This is a genomic window from Flavobacterium sp. SH_e, from assembly GCF_025717045.1.
Classification (GTDB): Bacteria; Bacteroidota; Bacteroidia; order Flavobacteriales; family Flavobacteriaceae; genus Flavobacterium.
In genome coordinates this window covers 15,224-36,911 of sequence record NZ_JAOVZN010000011.1, presented here as the reverse complement: position 1 = coordinate 36,911, position 21,688 = coordinate 15,224, and the positions used below count along the sequence as shown (strand labels likewise).

At 32.7% G+C, this 21,688-nt stretch carries 11 protein-coding genes; 2 read left to right on the top strand and 9 right to left on the bottom strand.

The features are described from left to right. Positions 1-71: 71 nt before the first annotated feature. The 4 genes from OD917_RS21535 to OD917_RS21520 all read right to left on the bottom strand — a co-directional run bounded on the left by OD917_RS21535 (position 72) and on the right by OD917_RS21520 (position 9,795). On the bottom strand, positions 72-2,384 hold the full coding sequence (locus OD917_RS21535) for a GH92 family glycosyl hydrolase (RefSeq protein WP_263525441.1): 2,313 nt from the start codon (positions 2,382-2,384) through the stop codon (positions 72-74). Between the two features lie 340 nt (positions 2,385-2,724). Beyond that, complete coding sequence (locus OD917_RS21530; protein WP_263525440.1) at positions 2,725-4,332, bottom strand: RagB/SusD family nutrient uptake outer membrane protein; 1,608 nt, start codon at positions 4,330-4,332, stop codon at positions 2,725-2,727. A gap of 20 nt (positions 4,333-4,352) precedes the next feature. Then, a complete protein-coding gene (locus OD917_RS21525) occupies positions 4,353-7,364 on the bottom strand; it encodes a SusC/RagA family TonB-linked outer membrane protein (protein WP_263525439.1) in 3,012 nt (1,003 codons plus the stop codon). A 277-nt stretch (positions 7,365-7,641) separates the two neighbouring features. After that, a complete protein-coding gene (locus tag OD917_RS21520; protein WP_263525438.1) occupies positions 7,642-9,795 on the bottom strand; it encodes an alpha-N-acetylglucosaminidase in 2,154 nt (717 codons plus the stop codon). Between the two features lie 389 nt (positions 9,796-10,184). Between OD917_RS21520 and OD917_RS21515 the strand changes: the two genes are divergently transcribed. Beyond that, positions 10,185-11,648: a glycoside hydrolase family 125 protein gene (locus OD917_RS21515; RefSeq protein WP_263525437.1), complete on the top strand. Its 1,464-nt coding sequence runs from the start codon at positions 10,185-10,187 to the stop codon at positions 11,646-11,648. A 66-nt stretch (positions 11,649-11,714) separates the two neighbouring features. On the opposite strand, the gene OD917_RS21510 is transcribed toward OD917_RS21515, so the two are convergent. From OD917_RS21510 to OD917_RS21490, 5 genes are all read right to left on the bottom strand, one after another. Then, positions 11,715-12,740 (bottom strand): NAD(P)-dependent alcohol dehydrogenase, encoded by a 1,026-nt coding sequence (locus tag OD917_RS21510; protein WP_263525436.1) that lies wholly within the window; start codon positions 12,738-12,740, stop codon positions 11,715-11,717. Positions 12,741-12,851: 111 nt separating this feature from the next. Beyond that, positions 12,852-14,624 (bottom strand): mechanosensitive ion channel family protein, encoded by a 1,773-nt coding sequence (locus tag OD917_RS21505; protein ID WP_263525435.1) that lies wholly within the window; start codon positions 14,622-14,624, stop codon positions 12,852-12,854. Positions 14,625-14,703: 79 nt separating this feature from the next. Then, on the bottom strand, positions 14,704-15,246 hold the full coding sequence (locus OD917_RS21500; RefSeq protein ID WP_263525434.1) for an acetolactate synthase small subunit: 543 nt from the start codon (positions 15,244-15,246) through the stop codon (positions 14,704-14,706). Between the two features lie 457 nt (positions 15,247-15,703). Continuing rightward, a complete protein-coding gene (locus OD917_RS21495) occupies positions 15,704-16,246 on the bottom strand; it encodes a murein L,D-transpeptidase catalytic domain family protein (protein WP_263525433.1) in 543 nt (180 codons plus the stop codon). 244 nt (positions 16,247-16,490) lie between these two features. Further along, positions 16,491-18,209 carry a tetratricopeptide repeat protein gene (locus tag OD917_RS21490; protein WP_263525432.1) on the bottom strand — a complete coding sequence of 573 codons (1,719 nt, stop codon included), beginning with the start codon at positions 18,207-18,209 and terminating at the stop codon, positions 16,491-16,493. 347 nt (positions 18,210-18,556) lie between these two features. On the opposite strand from OD917_RS21490, the gene OD917_RS21485 reads away from it, so the two are divergent. Continuing rightward, entirely contained in the window at positions 18,557-21,430 is a 2,874-nt protein-coding gene (locus tag OD917_RS21485) for a hypothetical protein (protein WP_263525431.1), read from the top strand. Positions 21,431-21,688 lie beyond the last annotated feature (258 nt).

Sequence of the window (21,688 nt, the reverse complement as noted above, 5' to 3'; positions counted from 1 at the left end):
TTTCTCAAATAACTATAATTCTATATTTTTATGCGTTAATAGGGGTTTAAACCAACGTTATATTAATGTTTTTAAGGATTTGGCTGATTTGACATTTGTAAAATCAATTCGCCTCCACTGGTAATTTCCTGATGTGAAAGACTGAAATTTGAAACTGCTTTCTGATTGAATTTGATATCTTTTATATATATATTTTCAGAACTATTATTATTGGCTTTAATCACAAATGTTTTACCTGAATAATATTTCGGATTTAGAGCAATCGAAATTTTATTAAATATTGGGCTTCCCATTTGATAAACGGCGTCTTTATCTGTTCCTCCATTCATTTGAAATAAACCAATTTTAAGCAGAACATTCAAACTTCCCATTAATCCTTGGTCTTCATCTCCATTATAACCTGTTGCAGGCGATAATCCGCTAAAAGTGGTTTTTACTACATTTCTAGTCCAATACTGCGTTAAATCTGGTCTTCCTAGCAAGGTAAAAATATTTGAGGTTTGCATAGAGGGCTGATTTCCAAAATTAATTGGAATTCGGCTAAATTCTGGATGCAATTCCGCATCGTGAGATGTACCAGAAGTATAATTTTGTTTTTTAGCCGTTTCAAATTGAGCATTTAATTTTTCTACTGCTTTTTGCTTTCCGCCCATTAAATTCGCTAAACCTTCAATATCATGCGGAACAAACCATGTTGATTGCGCTCCGTTTGATTCTATAAAGCCATTTTCATATTGATAAGGATCATAGTTTTCTCTCCATTTTCCTTGTACATTTTTTGGACACATCCATCCAATTGATTGATCAAAAACGTTTTTATAGTTTTTTGATCTTTTGATGAAATAATCGTAATCTTCTTTATGATCGAGTTTTTTTGCCAATTGTGCCAAAGTCCAATCTTGATATGCATACTCTAAAGTCTGGCTTGCTCCATCTTCATGACTTCCGAAATTGCCTTCTGGAAGCGGATAAGGCACATATCCTTTTTCTAAATAATATTTTAATCCTCCGCCAATATTTGTATTATGCTCATAACCGGCTTTTTCCATAATTCCGCCAGGCATATGATTTTTTTTGAGTGCAATATAAATAGCTTCTAAATCATCTTTTACAATTCCTTTCTGAATAGCACTAACAATAAATGGCGTTGCTGAAGCCCCTGTCATCACATAAGTATCATTTCCGCCTGAAGGTCCGCGAGGAATAATTCCTCCATCTTTATAGTATTGCATTAACGAATAGACAAATTCTTCCATAATTTCAGGATAAACCAATCCCCAAAGATTATTTATTGTCCATTGCGCTCCCCAAAATGCATCTGAATTATAATGATTGAATTTTGGTTTTCCATCGAGATTTAGAGGTAAATGTCCTACTCTAAATGTGTCTCCCGTGTTATCAGGATACGAACCGTTTGCATCGCTAATCATTTTTCTTCCTTGCAGCGCATGCCATAAATCAGTGTAAAATCTTCTTTGATCTGTTTCGCTTCCTCCTTCTATTTTTATTCTTCCTAATAAATTGCTCCACTCTTTTCTAGAATCTTTAACTGTTTTATTAAAATCCCAATGTGGCAATTCGGTTTCAATATTATTGTTTGCGTTTTCAATTGAAGTATAAGAAATTCCTACTTTCATTAATACTTCTGTTGATTTTTCATTAAAATTAATCAAATAATTTCGAGTTACAACATCACTTTCTATCGACGTAATCGGTTGTTTTGTTTTAACTTTAAAAAATACTGTCAACGGTTTTGGACGTCTGAAATTGGTGCTTAAAACCAAAGATCCTGATAGTTCATAATCATTGTTTTTTTCTAATTTCCCATTAGTATTTTCGCAAGGTCCTAAAATGGTATTTAGATTAAAAAGAACTGCTTTTTGTACCTTTGCAGGAAAGGTATATTTGTGAAAACCAACTCTTAGCGTACTGGTTAATTCTGCTTTTATTTGATATCTGTCTAATTTTATGGAATGATATCCTGGTGTAATTATTTCGTTCTGATGGCTGAATTTTGAATAAAAGTCTTTAAAAATATTGGATCTGTTTTCAGTTGAAATTGTTACTGGCATTACAGAGACTCCTGACATTTGCCATTCGTGAACGTGGCTAAAACCTTTAACTGTATCTGTAGTATATTTATAACCACCTCCCCAATCGCCTTTAATTTCTGTATCGGGATTTAAGTTTACCATGCCAAATGGACGGCTAGCAGATGAAAAATAAAACCATCTTGAATTTTCGGTGTCCAACAACGGATATACCTTATCTGAAACTTGTTTCTCTTTTAATGAAACTGTTTTCTGGGCGTTGCATGACACTAAAAAAATAAGGGTTAAACTTATTCCTATACGTCCTATTTTATAGATTTTCTTTAGTTCCATTTATCTGTTTATTGATGGGCAATATTGGTTTTTACAGGATTGCGCTTGAATTGATTTATTTCTAAATCGAAAATATTAGGCAAAAGGTTTCCGTGAGAATTGTCTATTCTCAAAAAATAATAAGAATGAATGTTACAAAGCTTAATCTTTCATTGGCTTACAAATCGGCATTCGATTAAGCTTTGTCTTCATTCAACAAAAAATAAAACTGAACTGATTTTCACGAGCAACTGAAAAAATCAGTTTTCTTTTGAGGGAAAAAGGAGAAGAAATATTGCTCTTCCTCTCCTTTTATAAAATCAAATTAAATTACAATTTGCGTTCTAATTAAATTTTAATCTTAATAACCAGGATTTTGATCTAAAGCAGGGTTTAGCGCTCTAGCATAAGTTGGAACTGGGAAAATACGGCGATATGTATCTGCATTTGTTTTGAATCCCCATTGTCCTTCGTATTTACCAAAACGAATCATATCATTTCTGTGCCATGCTTCCCAAGCAAATTCGCGACATCTTTCTTGGTAAAGTTCTTCTAATGTCACTCCCGTCCATGCTGCAGATGTTGTACGATTTGAACGAACCATATTAACCAATGAAACAGCAGTTTGTCCTAAAGTTGCGTTTCCTCCACGTAGGATAGCTTCTGCTTTCATTAAAAGAACATCCGAATAACGTAAAAAAGGTACGTCATTATTTTGGTTACGGCTTGTTGATGTTGCATCAGGATAGAATTTTATGTTTCTGTATCCCATATTCCAAGCAATTTCATCATTTCCGCAGTCAAATAAAGCTGGGTTCTGACGAAGTACAATGTCTGGTGTTAAGTTTACCTGATAAGTATAAGTTGCTCCACCATCTGAACCAGTATAGAATTGATCGTATCCTTTTTTAGTTGTAGTAACCGTTACAGGAGTAACACCATCATTCATGTATTGCAATCCAGTTAGCCATTGTTTGTTACGAATATCATTAGCATCATTAAAATAAGCATAGAATGATGGCAAAGTACTTCTAGGTGCACTAGGTGTAAACGGAAGACCAAACTTTGCTCTTTCAGAACGAGGCACATCATAACGTGCATGATACATTTGCCCATTGTAGCCTACCGCTATAGCAGAAGGATCATAAGGAACAGCAAAAATGAATTCTTTCATCGCTGGACCATTATTTGGATAAAACATTTGAAGGTAAGTGCTTCTAGGTTCAATTAGATATAAACCTGAATTAATTACTTCATCACAAGCCGCAATACAATCATCATTACGCTGTGTTCCTGTATAAACCTCAGCATTTAAGTATAATTTGGCAAGCATAGCATTGGCCGTTTGTTTATTTGGTCGACCATAAGTTGTGATTCCAGATGCAGGATTTAAATTAGGAAGTGCATTTTTCAACTCTTTTTCTATGAAATTGAAAACTTCTACTCGGCTTGATCTCGGTTTAGAACTAAAATCTCCATATACTGTATCAAGCGGCACACCTCCATAAGAATCCATCATCATAAAATAAGAAATGGCACGCATTGTTTTTAATTCAGCAATCATTGTTGATTTTTCTGCTCCAGCAGGCATAGTTGTATTCAAAATTGAGATGGTCTGATTGCTGGTTCCAATAACTTTTTCTGCCCAATCCCATGGACCAACTCCATTGTCTGCTGTCCAATCATGATAATGCTGACAAGCATAACCTCTATTATCAAACCAGTTTCCTCCACGCGCTGGCAAAATAGCTTCATCAGTAGTTAGTGATTGTGACCACCACCAAGAAAATGCAAAATCACCACGAAAGGCCGTATATACTGCACCAGAAGCTTGAATAAATTGTGTTGAATTCTGTGGAAATACATCTGGTGTAAGTTGTGTTGTAATTGGCACCTCAAGATCATCGCAAGCCCATAACAACCCAGCAGCAAGTACTGGAAGTCCTATATATTTGAATATTTTTTTCATAGCATTTACAATTTAATTTTTTAGAATATCACGTTCAGACCAAACAAGAAAGTTCTGGTTTTAGGATAAAAGTTATTTGAATCAACACCAGGTGCTGTTCCACCTTGTTCAACTTCAGGGTCAATTCCCGTATATTTAGTAATCACAAATAGATTATTTACTGTCTCATAAATACGAAGCTTTTTAATGTATTTACCAACCGATCCAAAGTCATATCCTAATGTCATATTGTCTAATCGAATATAACTGCCATCTTCTATAAAACGCGTTGAATATTTGTAAGCATTAAGATCGTTTGGCGATTCATTTCCGGCATCTACGAGAATATTACTGGACATCGCTGTACTAGGCCTGAATAAATCTGCACGAGTTGCATTAAATATTTTATTGCCAAATACTCCGCGGAAAAAGATATTCAAATCAAATTTTTTGTAAGTGAAATTATTATTCCATCCCATTAAGAATTTTGGTTGTGCACTACCAGCATAATGGTAATCAACGCCAATTTGAGGATTTGTTGTCAAGCTACCATCTTTAGCAACATATTGAGAAACACCTTGATCATTTTTACCTGCATATTGAAGTGTAAAGAATTGTCCTAGTGGTTTTCCTTCTTTTAAAATTTGTAACGTACTTCCAGTTTGTCCACCTCCATCAGGTTGTACTCTACGGATAGAATCTCCTCCAATGAAATATGGATTTGTCAGTTTGGTAATTTCGTTTTTGTTATTCGAATAATTCAAACTTGTGCTCCAGCTAAAGTTTTTAGTTTTAATTGGTGTACTATTAAGAGCAATTTCTACCCCTTTGTTGGTCATATCACCACCATTAGCCACAATTGATCCTACTGGTACAAGTACTGGATTTACAGAATAACTGTAGATCATTCCACTAGTTTTCTTGTTATATACATCTACAGATCCAGATAAGATTCCTTTTAATACTGTAAAATCAACACCAATATTCCCAGTTGTTGTTACTTCCCAGTTCAAATCAGGATTTGCTGCCTGAACTGGACCATAAGCTCCAACTTGTTGTCCATTATAATAGAATGTTCCAAGACTTCCTGAAATAAATTGTGCAGTATAAGCATTGAAGCCAGAAGAGTTTCCTGTTTTACCCCAGCTTGCACGAAGTTTTAAGTCGGTAAAAATTTTCTGGTCAGTCATAAAACCTTCTTTATCAATTCTCCAAGCACCACCTACTGAAGGGAAATATCCCCATTGATTGTTTGTTCCAAATACAGATCCTCCATCTTTACGGATTGATCCTTGTAAAAGGTATTTATCTTTATAATTGTAATTTAAACGTCCGAAATAAGAAATTAAACGTTTTTTCTGATACGCTCTACTGTCTCCAAAATCAACTTTATAACCTGAAACTGATCCGTAATTTCCTAAAGCTAGGTTGTTATAACTTATATTATCTACAGGAAAGTTTGTGTTTGTTGCTTGGAAACCATCACCTAGAACATCTTGTTGCCATGAATAACCTCCAACAGCTTTAATTTTATGATTTCCTAAAGTTTTATCCCAAGTTAAGAAGCTCTCTACGATAGTATTTGTGTTTTGGTAAGAATTTCTTAATGCAGATCCGTTTACACCAAAATTCATCAATGTTTTTACCAATGGTGGATCTGGGTTAGTGTAAAAGTTACCGCTGTTATATTGTTGATAATAACTATCATAATACTCCCCATGTAATGAATTTAACTGTTGGTAAGAAAAGTTTAAGTTATACGTAAATCCCCAAGGAAGTTTTAGTTCTGTCGTTAAACTCCCCACAAAATTATTTGTTTTTGTATCGTCATCTGCATGATTGATCATTGCCACTGGGTTAAAATATCCCGTTTGATTGAAATTTTCGAAATAACTTCCGTCAGGATTTGTAACTGGAGAAACTGGAAGGTGATTAATCGATTGCTGAAGCACCACGTTACGTTGAGGAACGTTGTTGTAAAGACTGTTTGAATTTGTAACATTTACCCCAATTTTTAAGTGATCATCAAAAGCTAACTGTTCTACAGCTAAATGCGCAATTACACGTGAAAAGTTATTTCCTTGTAATACCCCTTCTTTATCAATGTAACTAATACTTCCAAAATAATTTCCATGTTCACCACCACCACTCATCGAAAGATTATGGCTTTGTGAATTAGCATATCCTGGTCTTAAAATTGCATCTTGCCAATTAGTATCTGCTCCTTTGTCGTTTTCAGGAGCAAAACTCATATTGTTTTTTTCCAAGAATGATCTTAACTGATCAGCATTCATCAAATCAAGTTGGTTAGATACTTTTTCAAAACCAAAGTAATTGCTATAACTAATTTGGGTATTTTCTTTTGAACCTCTTTTTGTAGTAACCATAATAACTCCGTTTGCTGCACGGTTACCATAAATAGCTGTTGCAGCAGCATCTTTCAATACATCGATAGTAACAATATCTTCTGGAGCAATAACAGATATATCAACTCCTGGAATACCATCAACAACATAAAAAGGACCTTGTGAACTATTTAATGTCGAAGCTCCACGCAAAACCACTGATGCAGCTTTTGTTGGATCTCCACTTGAAGAAACATTCAAACCAGCAACCTTACCTTGCAATAATTGACCAACATCAGCAATTACACCATTGTTTAAATCATCTGCTTTTACAGAAGATACAGCAGTAGTAAGATTTTTACGAGATCCTTTGCCATAACCCACAACTACAACTTGCTCTAAGTTCATTGTATTAGGCAGTAGTTTAATTGAGTAATTAGTTTTTGATCCGTCTAATTTTAAAGTCTGATCCTCAAATCCGATAAAAGAGACAATTAATATTGCATATTTATTTGATGCCAAAAATTTAAATTTTCCATCAAAATCTGTTGTTACGGTATTAGTCGTACCTTTTTCAAGTATATTGGCGGCTGGTAGAGGAATACCTTTCTCGTCTAATACTACACCAGACACTTCTACTTTTTGTGCCCAGGTATTAATTGATAAGCCAAAGAAGAAGGCTAATAATAAAAGTTTAAGTTTTTCCATTGTGAAATTGGTTAATTGGTTAAATAGTACTGACGAAATTAGTGCTAAAGAAATGTTAACAAATGGACAAGTTATTCATAAACATGGATAATTTCTTTAAAGTCAGTGATAGCAAGGCTTCGCGAGATTATTTTTCTAAATTTCTATAGTTAAAAACTTATTAATTAATCGATTTCGTAAAATTTCATTTCATATTTTTTAATTATTTTAAGGTTATGATTTTAATATTTAGTTAAATTTTATCTATATACGTAGTAATTATTAATTGAGTACTTTTTTATTTGCTTTTTGTCCAATTAATTTCCCAATTTTTAATTGATTCTCTTTCTTTATTTTCATCAAAAGGAACATTATTTACTACTGATTTTTTTAAAGCTTCTAAAAACATTTTCCATCTTGGCCAATAAAATCCTTTATACATTCCTTTCCATGATCTCGAAGCATAATCGTTAAGATGACCTTCTCCGCCCCAAAGCGTAATTAAAGTTTTGGCATTCTTTACATATAATGAAGAAACCTCTGGAGAACTTCCATAATCTGAAGCCGATTTTACCCATTGATCTAAACTATTCAGAGGCTGTCCAGACATAATAGTATCGATATTCAAAACTTGTTTCTCAATCTTTTTAAATAAATCGTCACCTTTAGCAATGTCTTTCTGTTGATAGGCTTTTACACATTCCATTAAATCTTCATCTATACATAATGAATAATAATGTCTTGTAGCATCTATTAAATCGTATTGAATGAAATTCTTTTTATCGTATTTCTTAGCTTCATTGGTTAAAATATCCAAAGCTTCTTTTAGTTTCTTCTTATCTCCAGGATTTCCTTTAAATTCTGTAATGCTTGCTGTTGGTCTTTTAAACAGTAAATACGCTCCAGCTCTATCATTCCACCAACGCGTTTCCCAATACTTGACATTATAAACAGATTCTAATAATAATTCCCAAGCCTGAAAAACAGATTTAGAAGTTGTTTGCCCATATCTTGCATTCAGATATTTTGTTAACCAATCGTTTATAGGCTGCTCTCCTTTAGTCCAAGGAAGATCATAAATGTATTCATATACAATTGAATTATTATTCAAGCCTTCTGGCATTGCTCCATAACCTACAATATTACCTCTATGCGGATTCTTCAATAAACTTGTCAATTCATTTTTATAGAAATTCAAATCCCCATACACAGGATTCGATCCTCCATAATTATGTACATAACCGTAAGTCCACTGTTTTCCATAAAAAGCTTCCTGATTATCCCATACTTTATATCTGTCATTGGCATAATCCTGAACCATCACTTTATCATTTGGAACTTTACTTAAAAATGCACTTGTAGCTTCTTTGGTCCAGAATTCCTTATTGTCTCCAAAAAGCCATCCTTGCATAACCCAAGTTGCACCTGGAGCTGCTTCATTTATAGTTTCATAAACTGCGCTTCCATAATTAGAAAGTTCTTCATATTTATTGGCTTCAGAAACGGGAGGTTCAATTTCGTTAAAAGAATCAGCCAAATAGAAATTAGACTTTCCATACTTTTTAATATAAATTTCAATGAAGCGTTTTCCGATTTTTTTAAACAGAGGATCTTTAGAATCTAATAGAAAAGTACTTTCAAAACCGCCACCAGACCAAGACTTTAGTTCTGTGATTTTAGCTTCTGGATGTTTTTCGGCGAAAGCCTTAGGAACATATCCGCTAAAAGCAGGAACTACAGGATGCATATCCAAGGCTCTCATTCTCTCCAATATTTTCTTCTGAAGCTCTTCTTTTTTAACGAACCATTCTTGTGGCAGAGGACCTTCTAAACTATTGATATTTCCCATTCTCTGCCAAGGCAAAAAGGCTGGTCCAGCAAAATGCGCTTCTAATTGACTATTTGTTAAACCATATTCTTTCCACAATTCCTGCCACGCCGCTTCCTGACCTTCCATTGCAGTTGGAAGATTGATTCCGTGCATTGCCATCCAATCGATTTCTTGTTCCCAACGTTTCCAATCCCACCAAGGAGTTGTGTAGCCAAAAGTGCAGGCGTTTAAATATTCTCTATATTCAAATGGTGTATTTTGTTTTTTCGAATATGTTGGCCAAGATTTAGGCAAATTGATTCTGTTTCCTTCCCAACTAATTAAAACTGCACCAATATCTCTCAAAAAATTATATGCAGCATAACAAAGTGCTGTATTATTTGAAGCTTTAATTTTTACAAGATTTTTTGTTGCTTCAACTTCAAACCAATCTTTATCTTGATTTTTATCCTTAACAATATTCAATTCAAATTCATTGGCACGACTCCCAATTAATCGTTCTATTACTGCAAAGGCACTTTTAGTCTTTTCATCATTCCTGGAATACCCATTTAAAGCGCAAAAAAACAGTAGCACAAATAATGATACAGCTTTTTTAATTTTAAGATTCACTCTTTTCATATAATCATGTATTTAATAAATTATCTCCTTTAATAATTGAATAAAAAAAGGGAGATTAAATCTCTCATTAATCTCCCTAACTAATAAAAACTAACAAAAATTTACTAATTAATCACCTTCAATTTTATTAAAACCTATTGAAATTCAATTGGCTTTTAAACCGAAAATAAAATTACTCACATTGTTATTATTCAAGATGGACGAATCAATCAAAAGAATAGACATATTTTTCATTTCTTGATTAATCAGCTTTTAATGATTCTTTCCGCTATTTAAGGCATCACAAACGTCATTGGTCTAAATTTCAATAGAATAATAAAAAAAAGTCGTTTATTTATAATGCTATACAGATCTAACTATTCTCATTCTATTTAAAACTAAAAAAACATATGCAGTCTCGTAGAAAATTTATAAAAAATGCCAGTATTTTTTCAGCAGGATTATTGACGGTTCAAACTGATGCTTTTGGATTTAATTCTAATCGTTTTGAATTTCCTTTGAAAGATTTTATAACCAAAAGACCTCCGCTTGCAGAAAGAAAATTTACCAGTAAAGCTATTGAAGGTGCTATTGTAAAAATCAAGAAACAGATTGCAAATCCAGAATTGGCTTGGCTTTTTGAAAACTGTTTTCCGAATACGCTAGATACAACTGTAGAATTTGAAATTATAGATGGAAAGCCTGATACTTATGTCATTACTGGAGATATTGATGCAATGTGGCTTCGCGATAGTACAGCGCAAATCTGGCCTTATATTCCGTTTGTAAAAGAAGATGCTAAACTTGCCGAATTGGTAAAAGGCGTAATAAACCGTCAGACAAAATGTATTTTACTTGATCCTTATGCGAATGCATTTTATAAAGATTTCAATAAAGAAAGCGAATGGAAAAATGATATAACCGATATGAAACCGGGAATTCATGAAAGAAAATGGGAAATAGACAGTTTATGTTATCCTGTTCGATTGGCGCATGGCTACTGGAAAGAAACTGGCGATATCAGCATGTTTGACCAGCAATGGAAAAATGCCATGAAACTGATTCTGAAAACTTTCAAAGAACAGCAGAGAATGGATGGAAAAGGCGGACCATATAGTTTTATGCGACAAACAGCTTGGGCAACAGACGGAGTTCCTTTAAACGGTTACGGATATCCAGTAAAACCATGTGGTTTGATTGTTTCGACTTTTAGACCAAGCGACGATTCTACTTTGTTTGGATATCTAATTCCGAGCAATATGTTTGCAATTGAAATATTAGGATATTTGGTGGAAATGTTTTCAAGTCCTGCTTTAAAAGACAATGATTTAGCAGCTGAAGCTAAAGAACTTCAAACGCAAGTTCAGAAAGGTTTAGACGAATATGGAATTATAAATCATCCTAAATTTGGAAAAATAATAGCTTTTGAAGTAAACGGATATGGAAGCTTCCATATGATGGATGATGCCAATGTTCCTTCCCTTTTATCATTACCGTATCTAGGAGCAATATCTCCTGATGATTCTTTATATCTAAATACTCGCAAAGTAGTACTTTCAGAAAATAATCCGTTTTTCTATAAAGGTTCAGCTGGTGAAGGTGTTGGTGGACCGCATACCGGTGTAGATACGATTTGGCCTATGAGTATTGTTTTAAGAGCTATTACAAGTATTGATGAAAAAGAAATTAAATCTTGTATAAGTACTTTAATTAAAACCAATGCAGATACTGGATTTATACATGAATCGTTTCATAAAGACGATGTAACCAAATTTACCCGAAAATGGTTTGCATGGGCAAATACCTTATTTGGCGAAATGATTGTGCATACCAGCATTAAATATCCTCAGATTTTGAAAGATAAAAACTTATAAAAGAAGACCAAAAAATCCGTCAGAGTGTGACGGATTTTTTGGTTCTATATATCTAGAAATTTATATTTAAGGCACTAAAACTGCTCTACCTTTAATTTTGCCTTGTCGCATTTTTTCATATACTTCATTAGCATCATCAAGTTTATGCTTTTCAATTTCAATATGAATTTTCTTTTGTCTTGCTAATCCAACAACTTCCATTAATTCAGTTCTTGATCCCCAATACGGATTTGTCATACTTACTCCAAATGGCAAACCATTCATGCTATACTGATAGTGTCCGCCGCCAAGACCAATAATCGTTAAGTCACCATCTAGACTTACTACTTTTGTACCTAAATCTATTGTAGAAGTTGCTCCAACAAAATCAAGAACTACTTTTGCTTTCTTGATTCCGGTTATTTTATGAATCTGTTCTGCCGCATCAGCGTCTTTAGAATTGACGGTATATTGTGCACCTAATTCTTTTGCAAAAGCCAATTTATCTTCTGTAACATCACAAGCAATAATAGCTGCTCCGCTAATTTCTCTTAGAATCTGCAATGCAACGTGACCTAAACCTCCAACACCAATTACAACTACATATTCGTCTGGCATTAGCTTTGGCAAAGAGCGTTTTATTGCTGAATAAGGCGTAAGTGCCGCATCTGATAAAGGCGCTGCAATAACTGGATCAAGGTCAAATATTGGCACTAAAAGTCGAGAAGATGGCACTAACATATAATCAGCCATACCACCATCAAGGCCTAAACCGCCACCATAAGCCATTTCAGATTGATGGTCACAATAATTTTCCTTTGACTGCTGACAAGGCTTACAATGCCCGCATCCCCACGGACCATAAACCAAAACGGCATCTCCTTTTTTGTAACCTTCTACATTCTCACCTATTTCCTCTATCCAACCAGCATTTTCGTGCCCTAAAGTAAAAACGGTTCCACCAACTGTTCCTTCATCAATAATATGCAAATCAGAATGGCAAACACCTGCTCCACCAATCTTTAATAAAACCTCATCGCCTTTAGGAACAGGCTTTTCTAGATCATTGACAACACGGACATCTTTGTGTCCAAAAAAACGTACTGCTTTCATAAAATAAACTTTTAATTTAAACACTACTAATTTACAATTTGTCGTTCCTTTATTAGCCCTAAAGCAAGTTAAGTTTATCCTAATTTATTGGATTTACAGCCTGTTTTTGGTTTATTCTTCTTCTTTTATTTGAAAACTTCCATCATCAGGATATTTAATACTGCCTTTTAATTCCTCTACTCTTTTTGGATCGAATTTAGGAAGTTGCAGTTCGTTATTCTTTTTCCATTTCTTAACCGTTTTGGTAACCTCATCGGCTTTCTCATTCGAAACAGGAATATCTTTTGCCATATAAAGTGTCTGTGATGGATATGCTAGAGAAGTGCCGCTTTTTTCGATAATATCCATCATCCTCAATAAAAGATCTTCTTGCACCTCTTGTGATGTTTCAAAATTGATAGCCTCAATATAAGCGGTGATTTCAACTTTTAAAGCATCTGCTGTGATACCTGTAAAACGGACTATTGGCGGCGAATTTAAAACTGCTGGATGTGCATACAGTAAAGATCTTAGTTCCACAAGCAAATAACGCATCTGATCGGGAGTTGTTTCCATTCTAAAACCAAAAATCGGATTGAATATAAAACGGTCACGATGTGCAAAATTCTCTATTTTACTAGCCGATAACTGACCATTTGGAATTGTAACAATGGTTCGTGCAGAAGTACGCAATGTAGTCGAACGCATCCCGATTGATTCTACTGTACCTTTAATATCATCAACACGACAATAATCTCCAACACGTAACGGCTGATCTGCAATAAGACTAACACTTCCCACAAAATTTTCAATTGTTTTTTGTGCTCCCAACGCCAATGCGATACCTCCAATTCCAAGTGCTGCAAGTCCAGCTGTTACATCGACACCTATAATTCCAAGCATTACAATAATTCCTATAACAACAATAGCCGCTTTTGTAGTACGGCTTAAAAACAACACCACAGAAACTGCAGATATACGCCCACGTCTATTCATTCTGCTTCGGGTAAACATACTTACGAAATCAGTTAATCTCCAGAGAAGAATCAGAAAAGCTAAAATTCCAATAGTGATTATAATAATACTGAAACGCTGACGCACGACTATCGAAATTCCCATACGCTGTGTCGTTATAACAAATAAAATCACCGTAAGATACATCTGGATTGGTAATGTAAAGGCGTCTATAATTGCTTCTCCTTTTTCAGAATCGGCTTGTTTCCATATTTTATGAATGAGAAAAATAATTATATAAATTAACAATCTTGAAAGCAGATAAGCTACAACAGCCATAATTACAACAACTCCCCAATGCCCTATTGGCACATTTCCAAGTTTTCGTTCTATTAATACTTTTGGCAGTATTCTGTCTAAAAAAGTCTTTTCTCCGCTAACATCAGCAGCATTAATTGCATCGATAGTTTCTGAAGAAAAAAGCCATAATGCAGGCTCACTGTCATCTGATTGATTTTCTACATAAAGCTGTATATTATTTTTGTTTGTAGATATACTTCCAACAAGATCTACTCCAGTTGTAAGATCATCATCTATACGTCCAAGCTCTTTATTGCTAATAATAGAAGATGGCGAAAAACTCCCGCCTTGATCTAACAGCTGCTGGAAAGTTTTGGCAATACGTATTCTTTCTGCTGTTTTGCGATAAGAACGCTTACTTAAAACAAAATACTGACTAGCACGCAGATAATTCTGGTCGCCAATTGCCTTGATAAATCCGTTGACTGTACCTTGAGGCGTTCTTCTTCCAAGAGAATCATCAGGTGTTTTTTCAGGTTCTTCTGTTGTGGCTTTAGTTCCCAAAAGCTGTGCTTCTGCTTGAAGTGGTTTTACAAACAGAAGCATCATTAACAGTAAAAAAAACAGTAAGCGTTTAGTATCTAAAATCATATTCTTTTATTTTAGCAACTTAGACTATTAAAAATAAGAAATATAGCAGAAAAACAAAACCTTTGAGAGAGAAAAAGAACTATAAAGCAAGTGAATTGTTTTTTGCATTCATTTCTAAGCTGTCCGCATCAAAGCATTTATTTGATTTTATTAACGAAATCCTCGAACTTTTTACAAATTCAATGAGTCCAAGAGAACATAATTTTTCAGTCAAAAAAGCTATCTCGTCCTCTGTGCCAATTGCTTGGATTATTGTGTACTCTCTGTGAACTTCAGAGATTTTAAGATCCTTTTCTCGAAGTAAAATTTCAAATCTTATATCTGTCATAAATATTTCTGTCGGAATTTTAAATAATGCCATCTGTCTGAAAACAGTTTCTTCATTCAAATGATAGTAACATTTATAAACCTCGATTATTTTCTCTATCTGAGCAGTTAAATTAATCACATCAGGCAACGCTTCATTTACAACAATGGTATGTCTGTACATTTTATCAATTTCACAATCAGAAATATTAAGACTCAAAATCTTGATTTGTTTTCTTAAAAACATAGCAGCGAGTTTATTGATTAATTTCAATTGATCTTCTGAATAAATAGTAAGTGTAAATTCGTTTTTCATTGTGTGATTTTTATTTGAACTTCTTTTTAAGGATAAAAAAAGCCTTTCTCATTTGACTGAGAAAGGCTTTATGTATAGACAATATATTCCTAACTCGTCATGTGATACGAATAATGATAATAGAAATAATAATATTGTTCTGAATTGCTTGTTTCATGACTGATGTAAACAAAAAAACCTCCCTTATTAGGGGAGGTTTTTAAATTGTATATCTTACTTATTTATATAACATCCCTGCACTACTATCGAATGATAATAATGATAATAATAAAAGCGATGTTTATTAAATTTTTCATTTTCTTGATTTGATGCGCAAATATACAGATAATTTTCAATCTTAGATCATTTAAAGTTTTTTTCGTCTTTCTAAAAATTGGCACAAAAAAAAGAACCCTAAGGTTCTCTTTCTTTATTATTTAAAATGTTCTTTACTCTAAATAAAGATTGCATATCTGATTTAGTAGTAAACAGACAACAAAATTTTAGAATTTGAACCTTCGATAAATTTTTCAAGTCTCTTAAAAAATAAGTCATTTACCATTGGACAGCCATGACTATTGATAATGTAGTAACCTTGTTCATCATAAGGAACTTCTTTGTAAGAATGCAAAACAATGGCACGTTTCATAGCATTGTTATTACTTTCGTCCAAACCAGCTAGTTTAAAAGCTTTTCCGAAAACTCCTTTATAAGGTTTCTCCACAGAATATCTTCCAAGAGAAGTACAATTTGAATTTGGAGTATTGCTAAATTGTAAAATATCTCCTTTTATACCTGTCTCAGATCCTGAACCATGTGCCACCAAACCTTGGTCTAAGATTTGATCGTGTTCAAGGTCGTAAACAAAAAAACGATTTTTACCAGATTTGATTTTCATGTCTACTAAAAAAGCAATTTTACTGCTGTACTTATGATTTGTCGCAGTATATGCTTTTATTTCACTTACATGTTCTGCAAGTCTTGCAATTTCGATTTCACTTAATATATCTTCTTCATCCATTACATGTAGGTTTGTAAAGGAGCATAAAGAAAAAAACAGCGCCACAAAAAATATTCTCATATAAGGCAATTAGTTAATAGTTAATAAAAACGATTTAGGGTGTGATATTATTTTAATGCTGCAAAATTATATACAAACATTATACAATTCCCACATTTCAACGTTAAAGATATGATAAATATCTGAAAATAACGTTATTAACTGTTAAAATTCGCTTTAATCAGTTCAAATGCCTAATTTTTTATCAGTTAAGAGCTGAAGATGAAACAATTTTAAAATCGGCATATTTCCAAGATTCATCAAATGCATTTTTTGTTTGTAAAGCTTCTTTTCCTTTTTTCTGCTGAATTAAAGAATTATAAAGTCCGACAAGCGCCCAGCCATTTTTAGGCCAGATTTGCAGATCTCTTCTGTAGATTTTTTCGGCTTCGTCATATTTTCCCGCTTTAAGCAATACTGCTCCTAGATAATGTCTAATTGAAAAAAACCAGTCTGGCGGTTCATTGTAATTGAGACGATCTTCGAGCGTTACAGCCTCAGTCAATAAAGAAACTGATTTAGGCAGGTCATTCTGTTTGAAAGCAATATTTCCCGCAAGTACTTTAGAAGCAATGTCGGCAAGATCTGTTATTTTATTAATATTCCAAACCGTAATATCTTTTAGAGAGCTATCTTTTGAAAGCTTATTGAGAGCAGAAAGTTCATTTTGCGCTTCGGTCAAATTATTTTTTCCGAGATAAGCCATACCACGTGCATAATGCCAAACAAGCTGAGGATAAATAAGATCTTTATCTGGTTTAGGAAGTGAAATAATAGTATCCCACATTGCAAATTTTACTGCAATGTAATACGGAATAGTGTAATAATGCTGTAATGTTCCCCAGCCAGGCTGACGCATAATTTCGACTGAAGTATGTTCTTGAAGTACTTTTGCGGTATTCCAAGCCAATTTAGAATTTCCTTCTAAAGCTGCAGTTGCGGTTAAAAAATGATAATTATGCGGATAATATGCCAAAGGATAAGCGCCCTGCGCATGGCAAGTCGTAGTATAAAGACTGTCCACCCTTGCTGCTTCAATATTTGAAAGCGATCCCTCATGATAATCACCCGTTCTAATATAGATATGAGATGGCATATGAAGTAAATGTCCAGCACCTGGAACCAAACTCTCTAATAACTTGGCACTTTTCATTGCTTTTTCTGGAGTGGCTGAAGATTCTACTGCATGAATATAAAAATGATGCGCTCCAGGATGTTTTGGATTTTTTACCATTAAATCTTCTAAAACCTTTACAATTTCTGGAGTCCACTCTTTTATTGCTCCCGTGTTTTTATCGTACAAATCCCAAGGATGGAGATTCATTAAAGATTCGGCATAAAGCGCTCCAATATCAGGATCAGAGGAAAATTGCGTATAAACCTTTTTCATAGCTGCAGCATAGGCAATATCCAAAGGTTTTCGATCAGCAGGTGGTTTCGAAGCGTATCTTGTAGTTAAAGCATCAATTAGCGCTTTTTCTTTTGGAGAACTATTTGCAGAAAGACTTTTAGCTTTTTGAACCGCATCATAAGACCGTTGGAAATTGTCTTCTTCCATTCCAGCATTGTAGTTTGGTCCAAGAACATAAGCAAATCCCCAATATGCCATAGCACACTTAGGATCTAAACGAGAAGCTTCAAAAAATGATCTTGCAGCCTCGGCATGATTAAAACCATAAGCCAACATCATTCCTTGATTAAAATATTGCTCTGCTTCTTTGCTATTGGTTGTAATTTTAAAATCGATTCCGTCAAGGCCTTTAAATTTCGGCGCTTTTTGATTTAGCGCATACCAATCTTTATCTGTTGTCTTTGGCGTATAACAGCCTTTTGGAGAAGTAACTTTTATCGATTCTGTTTCTGCGTCTTTATTTTTACAGCCAAAAACAAAAATAACTGCAAGTAGTAAATAGTAATGTTTCATCACAATAATTATTTGTATTTATTAAAAATCCGTGAAAAGCTCGTTGAACTAAGAAACCGTTTTTACTTTGGCAGATTGAGGAAGATGTATTTTGTATAAAAGTACAAAAAAACAAGCATATCTACTTGTTTTACAAATAGATAAAGCAAGACTAATTTAACATGCGTAAAAATCTCTTTTACCTTTCAATTTACACATTTTCAATAATTTAAACAAAAACAGTATAAATACCTATTTTTTTATAATCTATTTATTACTAAAATTGTATAGAAATATTAGAAAGCATTTGCTCCAAGTTCATAAATGATTTGTTAAAGAAATTTTTGTTTCAATTTAAAATTTGCATTATGAAAATTAAACGTTTTTTCGCTATTACAATTCTTGCTTTATTTTTTGGAGTACTATTTTCACCCAAAGTTTTTTCTCAAGGAGAAGAAAAAAAAATGTCATTATATAATCTGTACTATTTAAGTAAATATATCACTGCTGATTTAGAACAACCCCAAGCAAATCAAGTTTATAATTCAATTATAGAATCTATAGGTATTGAAAAAGCAAATGCTACGTTGCAAAATTATCTAAAACTTGGAAAAGAAGAAAAAAACATGGATTTTGTTGGAGCATTTCTTCACAAAAGAGATGTAAAAAGACAAACTTTGGAATTGGCGGTATCAACTGATCTATACTCAGGAAATTTCAGTAGTTACAATGAAAAGCTTCAAAAAGACTATAATACATACCAAAAGAAACATAATGAGATAGAAAAAAAAATACTCCCCCTTAATAATTTGATTAATGATTTAAAAGAAAACATAAATAACTATATTAAATTATCTGAAAACGACAAAGAAATGCTTACGATTCACGCAGATTCAATTGAAAGGGCAAAACTTGAAACACTTTTAAAAGATTCTATTAACGCATTAATAAAAGAAGATTCTATCACTAAAGAAACATACTCCCAAAAAGTTAAAGATTTTACTGATCAATATGTAGAACATCATTTTTCTTCTACCGGTAGGAATAGTAGTGACAATACTAAAAATAACGAATCAGAAGAAATTAAATATTACCCAACTCAAATAGAAATAAACTCAATTATTCAATCTGCAGAACAAAGAGCGGCAACAAACTCATTCAATTTACCAAGTGAATCTGATCTTATAAATGCTATGGCTATATTTCTAGCAAAAAGAGCACAACAGGAAGCTGTTATTTGGTTTATGGATCAATTAAGAGAAAACATGAATAATCCATTAATTTTTGAAGCTTTTCCTGAAACAATAAAACTCATTGAAAGTCTTGAAGATTTTAAAACACCCAATTTTAGTATTGCGTGGAGATATGCAATCTCTTCAGATTTCATTAAAATGCCAAAAAATTTAGCTTCTTCTACCTGGGTCAAAAATTTAATATTTAATAATAGCCAAGAAAAAGCTATGATTTTTGCAAGTTGTGTAAATTTTAGTTATGAATTAAATAGATTGGTTTCAGAAAAGTATAACTACAGAGATATCATTCGATATTTATATACTAATCCCGAATTTGACTATAATAATATTATTGGAGATTTTGAGAAAAACAATGAAATTCAAAAGTCATTAAATAGATCTATATCTTTACTTTACATTTTAACTAATGAATTTTTCAGTATTGATGAAAAAAATTTTAGATTGATTTCTTATGAAGAAATTAATGCTCTAAGTCAAAACCAATGGGTTACTTTAAATCAGTTAATAAAAATTAAATATGGTTCAAAATTTGATGAGGATACTGTTTTTTTTCAAAGAGAATATATAATTACTCAAAAAGAAAATTTATCAAAATGGTTGGGCAATTTATTAATATCATTAAGTCAATTTGATAAGGTAAATAAAGATTATCAGAAAGCCTTAGAGAATAAAAATGATATTTCCAGTTACAATTTTTATAATGTATGGCAGATAACTTCGCAAATTATTGACAATTTAGACTATAATACTAAATATCCTTCCTTTAGCAAAACAAATTTAAACAATCAAACGAATAAATTTGACATCACAATAATAAAAGACTGCGTTGATTTATATGACCATATGCAGAATAAAAATTATTCCACAGGAATTAAAAAACTAACTAGCATAATTGAAAAAATTTCAATTTACAAAAACAATTATGTTAGTAAGGATTTTTATATCCAAAATATGCAAATTGGATTAAAAAAAGACACTCTATTTCTCATTAGCAAAGATGCAACAAATAAAATAATTTTTAATGTCTCTCAAAATAACTTAGAAATTATTCCTTTGGATAATCCATCTAAGAAATTTACAATTAAAGACTACTTAAAAATTCAACCTTTCATTGGTTTCGTAAAAGGTCTAAATCATGACTATAATTATAACATCATAAAAAAAATCGATTCTAATTTTGAACAACATCTGACTGAATTTTCTACATATCTAAATCTGGACAAAACTTCAAAAATAGCATTTTTAAAAATATTAAGTTTTTATGATGGTAAGAACTTCGATCAGAAAAAATTATCTGATTTTTCAAAATCCTCACAAAATATTGATCAACAAATCAAAACTGCAAATAGTGACATAGAAGAAGCGAGAAAAAAATATCAAGACCAATTATTAAAACTTACTTCTTTCTTTAGTGATATCTTATCTGCTAAAAACGAACAAGACTTAGCCAATGTAATAGACTCACATGCCTTACCTCCAACATCTTACAAATTAAAAAGAAGAGTAAGACATTCTATTGATTTGAACGGATATGTTGGCGCTCAACTTTCTCAAATTTATCCAAATGGAAATACTTCTTCGCTAGAAAAACAATTTACAGCAGGAATAACGGCTCCTATAGGCTTTGCATTTACATGGTCCGAAAGAGGACCTAACCCCGATAATTTTGGATTTACGATTGATGTTGTTGATTTGGGAAATATTGTAAATCATTATTTAGTTTCATCAACAGTAGAATATCCGAAAGATGTTCATTTTTCGGAAGTATTCAGTCCATCTATAAGTGGAATGTATAGCTTTAGAAAAACTCCATTTGTTGCTTTTTTCAGCGTTAAGTTCTTACCCTTAAAATCATCTACAATTACAACAACGATAGAAGGACAAAAAACGGAATATTTGGTAAACAACAAAACATTTGATGCAGCTGTATTTAGTCTTGGAGTTAAAATTGATATTCCTCTTGTGAATCTCTTTACTAGATTAAAATAATTTTATTTTAATCTCTCACTTTTACAAAACATTCTAACCTCATCAACTATTTCTCAATTCCTAAACAATGACATATCATTGTTTAGGATTTTTTTTACTCTGCAACATAGCACACCTGTTTTTTCTTTTCATTTTATGAATAAAAAACACCACATCCAATAAATTTTCATCGATCAATTTATCTTTTTAGTATAGTAAAAATCTCTATACTTCTACTTTATTATTTTATCCCGAAGCGAAATCATTCCTTTGAGTAAG

Bases quoted from the DNA above. Each gene is read 5' to 3' on its own strand.
- OD917_RS21500 (WP_263525434.1), bottom strand. From the start codon at position 15,246: ATGAAAAACGAATTTACACTTACTATTTATTCAGAAGATCAATTGAAA.
- OD917_RS21535 (WP_263525441.1), bottom strand. From the start codon at position 2,384: ATGGAACTAAAGAAAATCTATAAAATAGGACGTATAGGAATAAGTTTA.
- OD917_RS21515 (WP_263525437.1), top strand. From the start codon at position 10,185: ATGCAGTCTCGTAGAAAATTTATAAAAAATGCCAGTATTTTTTCAGCA.
- OD917_RS21510 (WP_263525436.1), bottom strand. From the start codon at position 12,740: ATGAAAGCAGTACGTTTTTTTGGACACAAAGATGTCCGTGTTGTCAAT.
- OD917_RS21505 (WP_263525435.1), bottom strand. From the start codon at position 14,624: ATGATTTTAGATACTAAACGCTTACTGTTTTTTTTACTGTTAATGATG.
- OD917_RS21485 (WP_263525431.1), top strand. From the start codon at position 18,557: ATGAAAATTAAACGTTTTTTCGCTATTACAATTCTTGCTTTATTTTTT.
- OD917_RS21530 (WP_263525440.1), bottom strand. From the start codon at position 4,332: ATGAAAAAAATATTCAAATATATAGGACTTCCAGTACTTGCTGCTGGG.
- OD917_RS21525 (WP_263525439.1), bottom strand. From the start codon at position 7,364: ATGGAAAAACTTAAACTTTTATTATTAGCCTTCTTCTTTGGCTTATCA.
- OD917_RS21490 (WP_263525432.1), bottom strand. From the start codon at position 18,209: ATGAAACATTACTATTTACTACTTGCAGTTATTTTTGTTTTTGGCTGT.
- OD917_RS21495 (WP_263525433.1), bottom strand. From the start codon at position 16,246: ATGGATGAAGAAGATATATTAAGTGAAATCGAAATTGCAAGACTTGCA.
- OD917_RS21520 (WP_263525438.1), bottom strand. From the start codon at position 9,795: ATGAAAAGAGTGAATCTTAAAATTAAAAAAGCTGTATCATTATTTGTG.